The organism is Streptomyces albidoflavus (genome assembly GCF_000719955.1).
Lineage (GTDB): Bacteria > Actinomycetota > Actinomycetes > Streptomycetales > Streptomycetaceae > Streptomyces > Streptomyces albidoflavus.
Map to the genome: position 1 here is coordinate 117,365 of NZ_JOII01000011.1, position 12,800 is coordinate 130,164.

Sequence of the window (12,800 nt, forward strand, 5' to 3'; positions counted from 1 at the left end):
AAGGTGACGCGGTGGCACCCCACGAGGACCAATCAACCGCCGGTGTAGGTGGACCAATTGAGGCCCTGACGGCGTCCGGGCTGCGCGCCCTCACCGGCGACGCGGCCACGCTGCCGGGGCCGGGCGGCCTCGGCGTACGGCTGGCGGCGCGGCTTCGGGAGCTGATCCGGGCCGGTGGGGCGCTGCGGCCCGGCACCGTGCTGCCGCCGACGCGGGCCGTGGCGGCGGAGTTCGGGCTGTCGCGGGGTGTGGTGGTGGCGGCGTACGAGCAGTTGGCCGCCGAAGGGTTCCTCGCGGGGCGGCAGGGGGCGGGGACGCGCGTCGCCGATCTGGGGCCCGGGGCGCGCCCCGCGCCGAAGGCCCCGCCGCCCGAGGAGGCCGCCCGGCCGGGCGTCCCGGACCTCGGCGGGTTCCCGCGCGGCCGCTGGCTCGCCGCCTACCGGCAGGCGCTGACCGCGATGGCCGACGGTGACCTGGGGTACGGCGACCCGCGCGGCCACGCCCGGCTGCGTACCGAACTCGCCGCGCACCTGCGGGCGTTCCGGGGCGCCGACGCCTCCCCCGACGGCCTGCTGGTGGTCGGCGGCGCCGCCGACGGCCTGACTCTGCTGGCGGACACGCTGGCCGCGGGCGGGCGCCCCCGGATCGCGGTGGAGGACCCCTCCAGCCCCCGCACCCGCGCCCTGCTGCGCCGGCGCGGCCTGGAGGTGACCGGCGTACCCGTGGACGGGGAGGGGCTGGCCGTGGACGCCCTGCGGGAGCCCGGACGGCTGGGGGCGGTGCTGCTGACCCCGGCCCACCAGTACCCGGCCGGGGTTCCGCTTTCGGCCGGGCGGCGGCAGGCGCTGGTGCGGCTGGCCCGGGAACACGGGGTCCTGCTGATCGAGGACGACTACAACGGGGCGTTCCGCTACGACCGCGAACCGCCCGGCTGCCTCCAGGGCCTGGCCCCCGACGTGACGGCGCTGCTCGGCTCGGTCAGCAAGACCCTGGCCCCCGCCCTGCGCCTGGGCTGGCTCCTCGCCCCGCCCGCCTGGGCGCCCCGCCTGGTCCACGACCGCGCCCTCACCCACCCCACCGGCCACACCCTCGACCACCTCGCCTTCGCCCACCTCCTCCACACCGGCGACTACACCGCCCACCTCCGCCGCACCCGCCGCCGCTACCAGTCCCGCCGCCTCCACCTCACCACCGAACTGGCCGCCGCAGCCCCCGGCTTCACCCCGCTCGGCACCCCGGGCGGCCTCCACCTCCCGGTCGCCCTCCCGCCGTGGTCCCGCGAGGCGGAGGTCCTGACGGCCGTACGCGCCGAGGGTTACGACGTCCAGGGGCTCGGCGCGTGCGCCCTCACCCCGCCGCCGCCGGACCGGCCCGGCGGCGGCCTCGTCATCGGCTTCGCGGCGCTGACCCCGGCTGCGATCACGCACCTGGTGGGCGTGGCACGGGCGGCCGGCGGGCCCCCGCCGTCACCCGGCGCGCCCCCTCCGCCAGGATGAGGACTCCGCCGGCCCCGCAGGCTCGCGCGCACCCCGTACCCCTTCGTGTGGCAGGCCCTGGCCGCCAATCCGCACACGCCGGCCGCCGCCCTCGTGGAACTGGCCGGGGCCCGCGACAGCCCCCACAACGACAACGCCCGGAAGTCGACGCCGCCGAGGTGGCCGCGCCCGGCCGCCCGCTTACCGCCTCCCCGGCGGGGAACACGCGAGGACGGAGGGGAACACGGCGGAAGGATGAGACATGCGCGAGGACATCAGGACCGTACGGCTCTTCGCCGCCCTCCTCGTCGCGATGGGCGTCTTCGGCACCGTCGCCGGCGCGATCGCCACGCACTCCGTACCGATCGCCCTCGGCGTGATCGCCACGCTGAGCGGGGTGCTGCTGACCGTCTTCACCTGCGTAGCCCGGCGGCGGGCCGCCCGTGTGCCCTAGGAGCCCCGCGCCTCGTCCAGCGGTACGCCCAGCCGCCCCGCGACGGCGCTGAGGGCGTCCCCCAGCGGCAGGGCGACGCGGGCGACGGCGTGCCGGTCGCCGCGGGTCGGGTCGCGGTTGACGATCAGTACGGGCTGCCCCGCCTGGGCCGCCTGGCGGACGAACCGGAGTCCGGACATCACCGTCAGCGAGGAGCCCAGGACCAGGAGCGCGCTCGCCTCGCGGACCAGCGCCCGGCACTGCTCGGCCCGCTGCGGCGGCACCGCCTCGCCGAAGAAGACCACGTCCGGCTTGAGGACGCCGCCGCAGACGGTGCAGGGGACCACCTGGAAGTCGCCGACCTGCGCGTCGGTGAGGTCGGCGTCGCCGTCCGGGTTGATCCCGGCGGCCACCGGCGCGAACCCCTGGTTGGCCTCCTCAAGGCGGAGTGCCAGCTCACGGCGGTCGCTGAAGTCGCCGCAGTCCAGGCAGACGACCCGGTCCAGGCGCCCGTGCAGGTCGACGACGCCCTCGCTCCCCGCGGCCTGGTGCAGCCCGTCGACGTTCTGGGTGATCACGCCGGAGAGCAGACCGTGCCGCCCGAACGCGGCCACCGCCCGGTGCCCGGCGTTGGGCAGGGCCCGGCCGAAGGTCCGCCAGCCGAGGTGGCTGCGGGCCCAGTACCGGCGGCGGGCGGCGGGGTCGGCGGTGAAGTCCTGGTAGGTCATGGGGGTGTGCCGGCTCAGGCTGCCGCCCTCGCCCCGGTAGTCGGGGATGCCGGACTCGGTGGAGATGCCCGCCCCGCTCAGGACCAGCACCCCGCCCCGCTCCAGGGCCTCGGCGACCGGCGCCAGGTCCGTGGTGCCCGGCGACGGCTCCTCGGTGGGGGTCCAGCTCAGGGTGGGTCGCATCCGCATGCCTCCAGGGTACGGAGGCGGCCCCGGTATCGCCGGGGGTGCGTTTCCGGCCGTAATCACTGACAGGTGCATGACCATGAAGCGGAAGCGGCAGAGGTCCCTTGGCCCGGCGCGGAGCCGAGCCCCCCTGACTGAAGGGACAGCCACAGCCATGCTGCACTCCCGATGGTTCAAGACGGCCGGCGCCGCCGCGGCCCTCACCCTGGCCACCGCCACGGCCGCCTACGCGACCCCCGCCCCCGCCCCGGCCCCGGACCTCACGGCCGCCGCGGTGACCCTCCGCTACGACGACAGCCGCGCCGCCGGCTGGGAGGCGGCCATCGCCGCCGGGGTCGCCAACTGGAACGCCTCCGTCAGCAACGTCCAGCTCGTCGAGGCCGCCCCCGGCACCCGCGCCGAGATCCAGATCATCGCCACCAGCGGCTGGCCCCAGGCCACCCTCGGCCCCGTCCGCCCCGGCGGCACGGCCAGGGTGGAACTCGGCAGCCAGGCCGTGACCGAGGGCCACGACAAGACCCGCATAGCCGCCCACGAACTCGGCCACAGCCTCGGCCTCCCCGACACCAAACCGGGCCCCTGCAGCCAGCTGATGTCCGGCTCCACCGGCGGCACCACCTGCAAGAACGCCACCCCGAACGCCACGGAACGCGCCCGCGTCCAGTCCCTGTACGCAGGCGGCTTCACGTTCCTCGTCCCGGCCGACGGACGGGTGCTGGTGGACGCGCCGTAACGGGGCGCCCCCACCGGACGACCCCCGCGCGCCCCGGCCCCCACCGCCCGGCCGGAGGCCGGGGCGCGCGAGGAGCACGGCCCCGCCGAGGCGGCGGGAGGCGGCCCGGGGGACGCCCTGTCCGGCCCCGCCCGGCCCGATGGGACAATCCCGGAATGGCAAATCCGCAAGTATTCTTCGACATAGAAGCGAACGGCACCTCCCTCGGCCGTGTCACCTTCGAACTCTTCGCCGACGTGGTCCCCAAGACCGCCGAGAACTTCCGCGCCCTGTGCACCGGCGAGAAGGGCAACGGCAGGCAGGGCAAGCCCCTCCACTTCAAGGGGAGCGGCTTCCACCGCGTCATCCCCGGCTTCATGTGCCAGGGCGGTGACTTCACCCGGGGCAACGGCACCGGCGGTGAGAGCATCTACGGCGAGAAGTTCGCCGACGAGAACTTCCAGCTCAAGCACGACACCCCCGGCATCCTGTCGATGGCCAACGCCGGCCCGCACAGCAACGGCTCGCAGTTCTTCATCTGCACCGAGCCCACGCCGTGGCTGGACGGCAAGCACGTCGTCTTCGGCAAGGTCGTCGACGGCATGGACACGGTCAAGGCCATCGAGTCCCACGGCTCCCGCAGCGGCAAGACCTCCGCGACCCTGACGATCAGCGACTGCGGCCAGATCTGACATCGCCCGGCAACCACCCCGGCCGACGCGGGCACGAGCGCGCGGCGGTCGGGGGGCGGCCGTTCAGCCGCCGGGGCTCATCCCTTGCCGACGTCCAGCACCGCACGCGCCTCGGGTACGTCCGCGAGCTGCTTGAGTCTCTCGGTCACCACACGGACGCGTTCAGTGGTCCGTTTACTGGCCACGTCTGAGGACAGCGAGATCACATGCCCGGCGATCACGGCCGCTTCCTCAGGCTCGTTGGCGTCGGCGTAGCTGGATCTCATCAACCTGTCGTACGCCGAAGCGAATCCCGCGCGTCCCTGCAAGAGGGCCAGCCGGTGCCCCTCGGGTGGCCTCCCGATGCCGGCCCCGACACGTCCGTCAGCCGCGAGCCCTGGCAAGCGCGACCAGACCGGCGAAGCTCTCTCGGGACAGGGTGAGGTGAGGGCCGTTCTGCACCTTGCTGTCCCGCACCAGGAACTCACCCGTGGCCAGGGCGTGGGCGGGGGCCCACTCGACACACTGGCCGCCGTCGCCACTGCTGTAGGAGGAAGCGGTCCAACGAGGGGTTTCGGTCATCACTGGGTCTCCTTCTGTGGTGGTCCGATCACGGCCACGGATGCCGCCGAGTAAGCATTCCCCTCACGCTGGAATACCGACACACACCCGACAGCAACCGAAAGCACCGCCGCACTCCGAGACGGAGGCGACGGCGCCTTCAGCACTGAACGTCAGCCGTGCGACTTGGCGAGCGCCACCAGACCGGCGAAGCCCTCCTGGGACAGGGCGAGGTAAGGGCCGTTCCGCACCTTGCTGTCCCGCACCAGGAACTCACCCGTGGCCAGGGCGTGGGCGGGGGCCCACTCGACACACTGGCCGCCTTCGCCGCCACTGTAAGTGCTCTTGACCCACTGGTCGGGCCGCAGCCCGTATGCCCTACTCATGTGGCGTACTCCTCCGAGATATCTCTGATGAGGGCCAAGGACTCCTCCGGGGCTCGCGCCGAGGCTCGAAGGTGTTCGTAGGCCGTGCGCGCGTCGTCCACTACGGCCGCCGAGTCCGACACGTGCCCCTGCCCTCCGGCCTCCGAGTACAGGACTGTCGCCCCGTCATCCGGTGTAAGCAGGGTAAACGGTAGAGACGAGGCCGGGGCACCCGCAGTGAAGGGCAGAACCTGGACTGTGATGTGAGGGTTTCCCGCGTCTGAGGCAAGGCTGCGAAGCTGCGCCGCCATAACGGCACGGCCACCCACACACGTACGCAGAACCGACTCGTGCAAGATCACCCACAGCATTGGCGGGGCGTCCCTCGTCATCACGTCGCGCCGGGCCAGCCGGGCCTCCACTCTGAGCTTGATCTGCTCCTCGGTCTCACGCGGGTGGGTGGCCCTGAACGTGGCTGCCGCGTACTCCGAGGTCTGCAACATGCCCATGATCAGAGCGTTGGAGTAGTCCTCGATGCGACTGGCCTGTTTCTCCAGGTTGATGTACGGGATGAACCAACCAGGGTGTCCGCCTTCGCTGATCCACGCCAGCAACCGCGAAAAGGAACCGGAGGTATTAAAGAACCGGTCGCACCCCTCCGCGAAGGCCGGAGACGGCATCGCCTTACCGTTCTTGGCCTTACTGACATAGGGCTCCTTGTAGCCGGTGAAGTCGGCCAGTTGCCGTTGACTGGCGCCCCGGTGGAGCAGCGCAGCCGCTAGCTCGCGCCCGAACCATTCGAGGCCGTTCGCGGGCTGATCGCCCTGACTGGGTGACGCATCGATCACGAGTCCCACTTCCACTCTTTCCAAATGCGTTGGAAAGGCTCCAGACCTGTTGAGCGTACCGCCGCCCGCGTCACTCTGTGTTCACTGTCGATAGCTCAACCACAACCCAGTGAACCGTGAGGACACCACTCTCATGACCCCCGAATCCCAGCCGTCCACCCCCACCAATGACCCCCCCACCCCTTGCCGCACCTGCCAGGAATTCACCCTCGCGGAAGCCGTCGCCAACGGTGAGCGGGACTGGAGCAAGGCGACCGACTGTCGAGTACTGCGCAAGCGGCACCAGGAGGCGGGCGAGTGCCTGGGCCGGGAGGCGGGGTGAGCGGTGTGGAGTCGGGCCCGCCGGAACCCGAGTTCAACCCGCTGCGGTACCCGCCCTGCGCCTGCCCCCTGCATCGCGCCGAGCGCGAGCCCGAGCAAGAGACGGATCAGGAGCCCAGGTCCGAGCCCGGCGAGGACTCCCCCTCCCTGCGCGAACTCCGCGCCCACGTCACCGAGGAGAACCGCCTGCGCCGCTGGCTGCGGGGATCGTCGTGAACGGGGGCGTCGAATATCTCGCCGAAGTCCACGCGGGTTCCGGCGCCGTCCGTTTCTTCCTCGGCGGGACTCTCGCCCCCACCCGACGCCTCGCACTCCGCTGGTTACGCCGCCAGGCACACCGCTTCGCGGACGGGCTCGACCCCGACCCGCGTACCGCGAAGGTCCCGGCCGGCGCCCTGCGGCCCGTACCGGCGTACGCGGGTGATGCCCCGGCCGAGCTTCGCCGTTGGGCCACCGATCTGGCCGAACAAGACCGCGCAGCCCAGCAGTTGGCCACCGGCTGCACCTACCTCTTCGTCGCCCGCGAAGAGGCGGCCTGGTACCTGCTCGCCGCCCGTCCCCTGCTCACCGCTCCCCCGGCTCCCACTCCAGCAGCCGCACCTTCGCCACCGTCCGCACATGTCTGCGCATCGCCGCCGCGGCCCGCTTCGCCTCCCCTGCCTCGATGGCGTCCAGGATGGCGTGGTGCTGGGCCAGTGACCGGTCGGGGCGGCCCGGCTGGCGGAGGGATTCGCGGCGGCTCTCGGTGATCTGGTCGGTGAGGGAGGCCATGAACTCGGCGAGGAGGGGGCTGTGGCCGGCCTCGGTGACGGCGGCGTGGAAGAGGCGGTCGCCCTCCTCGCCGTGGCCGCCGGAGGCGATCTCCCCGGCCATGTGGGCGAGGGCGGCGCGCAGGGCGGTGAGGTCGGTCTCGGTGCGGCGGGTGGCGGCGAGTTCGGCGAGTTTGGTCTCCAGGGCCTCGCGGGCCTCCAGTACGTCGGGGAGGCGGCGCCGGCGTTCGACGAGGCGCTCGACCGGTTCGTGGTCGAGGGTGTCGCGGAGCAGGTAGGTGCCGCCGCCGTGCCGGGTCTCCACCAGGCCCTGGACCTCCAGGACGACAACGGCCTGCTTGACGGAGGCGCGGCTGACCCCGAGGCGCTGGGCCAGGTCGCGTTCGGCGGGCAGGCGGTCGCCGGCGGCGAGGCGGTGCTCGGCGGCGTAGGCGCGGAGGCGTTCGAGAACCTGCTCGTAGAGGCGGGTACGGCCCATCGGGCGCAGCGCGTCGTCGGTCATGCGTAACCCCTGTCCTCCTGCTCCCCCGGGCGCCCGGAGCGTAACACCGGGGCCCGGGGCGGGCCTTGCGCCGGCCTTGATCCGTACCCGGTGGCCGAGTGGCTGAACCAATTCGTGCGCGACCCGTTGACACCCGGCGCGCCAGGGCCGAGCGTGGTCCAGCCACTGGGCCAATGAGGCGTTCCGCTTCGTCGGCTCCGGGTCCTTTCGGGCTCAACACCCCACTGGACCCCGTGACATGACCCATTGGGACCCATGGGACGGGAGCCCCTGATGTCTGCCGAACTACTCTCCATCCTGGTGCTGGCGGTGCTGTTCGTCGTCGGCACCACCCGCTCCGTGAACATGGGCGCGCTGGCCTTCGCCGCCGCCTTCGGGGTCGGCACGCTGGCCGCCGGGCTCGACGCGGACGGGATCTTCGCCGGGTTCCCCGGTGACCTGTTCGTGGTGCTGGTCGGCGTCACGTACTTCTTCGCCATCGCCCGCGCCAACGGCACCACCGACTGGCTGGTGCACGCCGGCATCCGGCTGGTGCGCGGCCGGATCGCGCTGATCCCCTGGGTGATGTTCACCGTCACCGGGGTGCTGACCGCGATCGGCGCGGTCAGCCCGGCGGCGGTCGCCATCGTCGCGCCGCTCGCCATGGGCTTCGCCGCCCGGTACGGCATCAAGCCGCTGCTGATGGGCGCCCTCGTCGTGCACGGCGCCCAGGCCGGCGGTTTCTCGCCGATCAGCATCTACGGCTCGACCGTCAACGGCATCCTGGAGCGCGAGGGGCTGCCCGGCAGCCCGATCGCCCTCTTCCTCGCCAGCCTCTTCGCCAACCTGGCCATCGCCGCGCTGTTGTTCGTCGCGCTGGGTGGACTGCGGTTGCGGGGGCGGGACTTGGGTGACCTGGGTGACGAAGAGGCCAAGGAGGCCAAGGAGGGCGCTGGCGGCTCCGGCGGGACGGGCGGGACGGTCACCGGCACCCGCGCCCGCACCACCCCCGACGCCGGCCTCCTGCGCCTGACCCCGGCCCGGATCGCCACCCTGGTGGGGCTGGTCGCGCTGGTCGTCGCCGTGCTCGTCTTCGACCTGGACGCGGGGCTGACCGCGATCACCCTCGCCGTGCTGCTCGCGGTGGTCTGGCCGGAGGACAGCAAGGCGGCGGTGGCCCACATCACCTGGCCGACCGTGCTGCTGATCTGCGGGATGCTCACCTACGTCGCGGTGCTCCAGGAGATGGGGACGATCGACTGGGCGGGCGAGCACGTCGGGTCGATCGGGATTCCGCTGCTGGCCGCGCTGCTCTTCTGCTACATCGGCGCGGTCGTCTCCGCCTTCGCCTCCTCGGTCGGGATCATCGGGGCGCTCATCCCGCTCGCCGTGCCCTTCCTGGAGCAGGGCGAGATCGGCGTGGTCGGGATGGTGGCGGCGCTCTCGGTGTCGGCCACCGTGGTCGACGTCAGCCCCTTCTCGACCAACGGCGCGCTCGTACTGGCCGCCGCCGAGGACACCGACCGCGAGCGCTTCTTCCGGCAGCTGATGCTGTACGGCGGGGCCGTCACGCTGCTGGCCCCGCTCGTGCTCTGGCTGGCGCTGGTGGTGCCCGGCCTCTGACCTGGGTAACCCTGGTCAGGAGGCGCCGCCTGGCCAGGGCGCCCCCGCCCGCCCCCGACCGGCGCAGCACCACACCCGCCCGACCCGAGGAGAACCACCCGTGACCTCGTCCGCCACACCCGAGACGGCATCCCTCTTCCCGGCGCTGCACACCCCGCCGGTCCCGCCGAAGCCCGCCCTCCGCTTCGGCGACCGCACCCTGGAGTACGGAGAGGTGGCCCGCCTCGCCGGGGCGCTCGCCCGTGAACTGCCGCTCGGCCGCCGGGTCGCCGTCTGGGCGACGCCGAGCCTGGAGACCGGCGTGGCGGTGGTCGCCGCGCTGCTCGCCGGGGTGCCCGCCGTACCGCTCAACCCGAAGGCGGGGGCGCGCGAGCTGGCGCACATCCTCGCGGACAGCGATCCCGCGCTGGTGCTGGCCGCGCCCGGTGAGGTGCTGCCCGAGGAGCTGGCGGGGCTGGCCCGCCGTGACGTGGCGACCGACCCCGAGGCCCTGCCGGGCGCCGTGGCGCTCCCCGCCGAGCCGGGGCCCGAGGCGCCCGCGCTGATCGTCTACACCTCGGGCACCACCGGCCCGCCCAAGGGCGTGGTCCTGCCCCGGCGCGCCCTGACCAGCACGCTCGACGCGCTTCAGGACGCCTGGCAGTGGACGGCGGACGACGTCCTCGTGCACGGCCTGCCCCTCTTCCACGTGCACGGCCTGATCCTCGGCGTCCTCGGCCCGCTGCGGCGCGGCGGCTCCCTGGTCCACCTGGTCCGCTTCTCCACGGACGGGGTGCGCCGGGCGCTGGAGGAGGGGGCGACGCTGATGTTCGGCGTCCCGACCATGTACCACCGCATCGCCGAGGAGGCCGCCGGGGACCCGGCGCTCGCCGCCGCCCTCGCCAGGGCGCGGCTGCTGGTCTCCGGCTCGGCCGCGCTCCCCGTCCACGACCAGGAACGCATCGCCGCCGCCACCGGCCGCCGGGTCGTCGAGCGGTACGGGATGAGCGAGACCCTGATGAACACCAGCGTCCGCGCGGACGGCGAGCCCCGCCCCGGCACGGTCGGCGTGCCGCTGGCCGGGGTGGCGCTGCGGCTGGTCGAGGACGACGGCAGCGAGATCGCGGAGTGGGACGGCGAGACGGTCGGCGAGATCCAGGTGCGCGGGCCGAACCTCTTCACCGAGTACCTGAACCGTCCCGACGCCACCGCCGAGGCGTTCGACGGCGACTGGTTCCGCACCGGCGACATGGCGGTCCGCGAGCCCGACGGGTACGTGCGGATCGTCGGCCGGCGCGCCACCGACCTGATCAAGTCCGGCGGTTACAAGATCGGCGCGGGCGAGATCGAGAACGCCCTGCTCGACTTCCCGGGCGTCCGCGAGGCCGCCGTCACCGGCGAGCCCGACCCGGACCTCGGCGAGCGCGTCGTCGCCTGGCTGGTCACCGACGGCGGCCCGGTCGACGCACAGGCGGTCGCCGACCACGTGGCCCGCCAGCTCGCCCCGCACAAGCGCCCCCGCGTCGTCCGCCACCTCGACGCCCTGCCACGCAACGACATGGGCAAGATCATGAAGCGGGCCCTGCATGGCTGACCGCGACGCCCTCACCGCCCGCGCCCTGATCGCCTCCCTCGACCCGGACTACGTCGAACTGGGCTTCTTCGGACCGGAGTTCACGGACGGCCCGCTGGAGTGGTCCGGCTACGGCGCCGCCCGCGAACGGGCCCGCGCACGCACCGGCGAACGCGAGTCCGTCGTCTGCGCCACCGGACGGGTGAGGCCGGGGCCGGGTGCCGCGCCCGCCCCCGAAGCCGTCCTGATCGCCTTCGAGTTCGGCTTCCTCGGCGGCTCGCTCGGCGAGGCGACCGGCGACCGCATCGAGGCGGCGTACGCGCACGCCCGCGCCCACCGGCTCCCCGTCGTCTCCCTGGTGGCGACGGGCGGCAGCCGGATGCAGGAGGGGATGCGGGCGCTGACCCAGCTCCAGCGCGTGGCCCGGCAGACCGTGCTGACCCGGCGGGCCGGGCTGCCGCAGCTCGCGGTGGTCCGCGACCCCACCACCGGCGGCGGCTGGGCCACCCTGGCGGCCGGTGCCGACGTGGTCCTCGCCCTGCCGGGCGCCCAGGTCGGCTTCGCCGGCTCCCGGGTCCGCCCGGCCGACGCCGACCCCTGGGCGTACACCGCCGAGGGCCAGCACGCGGCCGGGCACATCGACGCCCTCACCGAACCTGTCGACCTGTCGGACGTACTCGGGCGGTGGCTGGCCCTGCTCGCCGGCCAGGCCGCCCCGGCCCGCCGGGCCGAACCGCCGCACGCCCTGACCACCGGCCCCCTCCCGGCCGACGGCGCCGAGGCCGTCCGCCGCACCCGCTCCCTCGAACACCCCCGCGCCGACGCCTACCTGGACGACTACTTCGACTGGCGCGAGGAGATCCGGGGCGACCGTACCGGCGCCACCGACCCCGGTATGCGCTGCGGCTTCGGCCACCGCGACGGCCGGACCGTCGCCTACGCCGCCCAGTGCGGCACCGCCACCCGGCCCGCCGGATTCCGCACCGCCGCCCGCCTGGTCCGCACCGCCGACCGGCTCGGCATCCCGGTCCTCACCCTCATCGACACCCCGGGCGCCGCCAACGACGCCGCCGCCGAACAGGGCGGCGCCGGGCCCGCCATCGCCGACCTCTTCGCCGCCGTCGCCGAGGCCGAGGTCCCCGTCACCTCGCTCCTCGTCGGCGAGGGCGGCTCGGGGGGCGCGCTGGCACTGGCCGCCCCCGGCCACCTCTGGGTCACGCCCGACAGCTACTTCTCCGTCATCGCCCCCGAACTGGCCGCCGCCATCCTCAAGCGGCCCCCGGAGGAGATCCCGGCCACCGCCGACGCGCTGCGGCTGCGCCCGCAGGACGCGGTGGAGCTGGGGGTGGCGCGGGGGGTCGTGCCGGGCCCGGCCTAGCAACGCGCGCACGTGCGGGGCGCCCCGGCCGGACGCCCCGCACGTGTCTCCCCCGCTCCCCCGTGTCCCCCGTGTCCCCCGTATCCCCGCAGGTCAGATGGCGGGCACGGCCGCCCCCGTGTTCCGCATCAGCCGCATCAGCACGCGCAGGGTGGTCGCGTACTCGGCTTCGGAAATGCCCTGGTGCATCTCGGCGCCCCATTCGGGGGCCCGTGCCTTGAGGTCGGCGCGGGCCGCGTCGCCCGCCTCGGTGATCCACAGCCGGCCGTCGCCGTCCCGGGTCACCCAGCCGGAGGCGAGCAGGACCTCCGCCTCGGCGGCCAGATCGTCCTCGGGCCGCAGGAACGACACCATCGCGGACCGGAGTTCCTCGACGGTCCTCCCCTGCCCGTCCTCGGAGACGTCGTTCGCCGACAGGAACCGCAGCATCCAGAACCGGGGCTGCGTGAACCCCACCTCGGCCTGCTTCCGCCGCACGAACCCGATGGTCGCCTCGTACGCCAGCTTGGTCCAGTACGGGGCGGGCTGGGACGCCAACTGCGCGTCGGCGTACTGCACATCAGCGGTCACGGTGCTGTCCCCTCGTCACGGCGACCCCAGGTCGGGCCGACGCGACCCAACGTAGAACCTCGACCAAGGTTGAGGACAAGGGCGGCCGGAGAACGCCGTACCGACGGCGGGCTTGCGTCTCCAGCG

Annotated in this window: 16 protein-coding genes and 1 pseudogene; 10 read left to right on the forward strand and 7 right to left on the reverse strand. The window is 73.8% G+C overall.

Going from position 1 to position 12,800, the window contains the following annotated elements; all coding sequences use genetic code 11:
- Positions 1-11 precede the first annotated feature (11 nt).
- Positions 12-1,496: an aminotransferase-like domain-containing protein gene (locus IF45_RS0114865; protein ID WP_030307822.1), complete on the forward strand. Its 1,485-nt coding sequence runs from the start codon at positions 12-14 to the stop codon at positions 1,494-1,496.
- Between the two features lie 241 nt (positions 1,497-1,737).
- Entirely contained in the window at positions 1,738-1,929 is a 192-nt protein-coding gene (locus IF45_RS0114870) for a hypothetical protein (protein ID WP_003949731.1), read from the forward strand.
- Here IF45_RS0114870 and IF45_RS0114875 read toward each other — a convergent pair.
- Complete coding sequence (locus IF45_RS0114875) at positions 1,926-2,819, reverse strand: NAD-dependent protein deacetylase (protein WP_030307824.1); 894 nt, start codon at positions 2,817-2,819, stop codon at positions 1,926-1,928. The two genes, IF45_RS0114870 and IF45_RS0114875, sit on opposite strands and share 4 nt — an antisense overlap.
- 157 nt (positions 2,820-2,976) lie before the next feature.
- Between IF45_RS0114875 and IF45_RS0114880 the strand changes: the two genes are divergently transcribed.
- Both IF45_RS0114880 and IF45_RS0114885 read left to right on the forward strand, forming a co-directional pair.
- Positions 2,977-3,555, forward strand: a complete 579-nt coding sequence (locus IF45_RS0114880) for a snapalysin family zinc-dependent metalloprotease (RefSeq protein WP_003949729.1) — start codon at positions 2,977-2,979, stop codon at positions 3,553-3,555.
- Between the two features lie 155 nt (positions 3,556-3,710).
- Positions 3,711-4,226 carry a peptidylprolyl isomerase gene (locus IF45_RS0114885; protein ID WP_008406003.1) on the forward strand — a complete coding sequence of 172 codons (516 nt, stop codon included), beginning with the start codon at positions 3,711-3,713 and terminating at the stop codon, positions 4,224-4,226.
- A 77-nt stretch (positions 4,227-4,303) separates the two neighbouring features.
- Here IF45_RS0114885 and IF45_RS0114890 read toward each other — a convergent pair whose 3' ends face one another.
- The 4 genes from IF45_RS0114890 to IF45_RS0114905 form a co-directional block, all read right to left on the reverse strand.
- Complete coding sequence (locus tag IF45_RS0114890; RefSeq protein WP_030307826.1) at positions 4,304-4,492, reverse strand: hypothetical protein; 189 nt, start codon at positions 4,490-4,492, stop codon at positions 4,304-4,306.
- A gap of 97 nt (positions 4,493-4,589) precedes the next feature.
- Positions 4,590-4,787, reverse strand: a complete 198-nt coding sequence (locus tag IF45_RS0114895; RefSeq protein ID WP_030307828.1) for a DUF397 domain-containing protein — start codon at positions 4,785-4,787, stop codon at positions 4,590-4,592.
- Positions 4,788-4,939: 152 nt separating this feature from the next.
- Positions 4,940-5,152, reverse strand: a complete 213-nt coding sequence (locus IF45_RS0114900; RefSeq protein WP_030307835.1) for a DUF397 domain-containing protein — start codon at positions 5,150-5,152, stop codon at positions 4,940-4,942.
- Complete coding sequence (locus IF45_RS0114905; RefSeq protein WP_030307837.1) at positions 5,149-5,979, reverse strand: helix-turn-helix domain-containing protein; 831 nt, start codon at positions 5,977-5,979, stop codon at positions 5,149-5,151. Before IF45_RS0114905 ends, IF45_RS0114900 begins: the two co-directional genes overlap by 4 nt.
- 133 nt (positions 5,980-6,112) lie before the next feature.
- On the opposite strand from IF45_RS0114905, the gene IF45_RS0114910 reads away from it, so the two are divergent.
- From IF45_RS0114910 to IF45_RS33920, 3 genes and pseudogenes are all read left to right on the forward strand, one after another.
- Positions 6,113-6,301, forward strand: a complete 189-nt coding sequence (locus IF45_RS0114910; protein ID WP_030307839.1) for a hypothetical protein — start codon at positions 6,113-6,115, stop codon at positions 6,299-6,301.
- On the forward strand, positions 6,298-6,516 hold the full coding sequence (locus IF45_RS0114915; RefSeq protein WP_030307841.1) for a hypothetical protein: 219 nt from the start codon (positions 6,298-6,300) through the stop codon (positions 6,514-6,516). Before IF45_RS0114910 ends, IF45_RS0114915 begins: the two co-directional genes overlap by 4 nt.
- Positions 6,513-6,902: pseudogene (locus IF45_RS33920) on the forward strand (hypothetical protein); the annotation flags it as partial. The gene IF45_RS0114915 and the pseudogene IF45_RS33920, both read left to right, overlap by 4 nt.
- On the opposite strand, the gene IF45_RS0114920 reads toward IF45_RS33920, so the two are convergent.
- A complete protein-coding gene (locus tag IF45_RS0114920) occupies positions 6,865-7,572 on the reverse strand; it encodes a FadR/GntR family transcriptional regulator (RefSeq protein WP_003949721.1) in 708 nt (235 codons plus the stop codon). The pseudogene IF45_RS33920 and the gene IF45_RS0114920 overlap by 38 nt on opposite strands.
- 273 nt (positions 7,573-7,845) lie before the next feature.
- Between IF45_RS0114920 and IF45_RS0114925 the strand changes: the two genes are divergently transcribed.
- The 3 genes from IF45_RS0114925 to IF45_RS0114935 all read left to right on the forward strand — a co-directional run bounded on the left by IF45_RS0114925 (position 7,846) and on the right by IF45_RS0114935 (position 12,104).
- A complete protein-coding gene (locus tag IF45_RS0114925) occupies positions 7,846-9,174 on the forward strand; it encodes an SLC13 family permease (protein WP_030307843.1) in 1,329 nt (442 codons plus the stop codon).
- Between the two features lie 100 nt (positions 9,175-9,274).
- Entirely contained in the window at positions 9,275-10,747 is a 1,473-nt protein-coding gene (locus IF45_RS0114930; protein WP_008405987.1) for an acyl-CoA synthetase, read from the forward strand.
- Positions 10,740-12,104 carry a carboxyl transferase domain-containing protein gene (locus tag IF45_RS0114935; protein WP_030307846.1) on the forward strand — a complete coding sequence of 455 codons (1,365 nt, stop codon included), beginning with the start codon at positions 10,740-10,742 and terminating at the stop codon, positions 12,102-12,104. Before IF45_RS0114930 ends, IF45_RS0114935 begins: the two co-directional genes overlap by 8 nt.
- 93 nt (positions 12,105-12,197) lie before the next feature.
- Here IF45_RS0114935 and IF45_RS0114940 read toward each other — a convergent pair whose 3' ends face one another.
- Positions 12,198-12,662: a winged helix DNA-binding protein gene (locus IF45_RS0114940; RefSeq protein WP_030307853.1), complete on the reverse strand. Its 465-nt coding sequence runs from the start codon at positions 12,660-12,662 to the stop codon at positions 12,198-12,200.
- Positions 12,663-12,800: the final 138 nt, after the last annotated feature.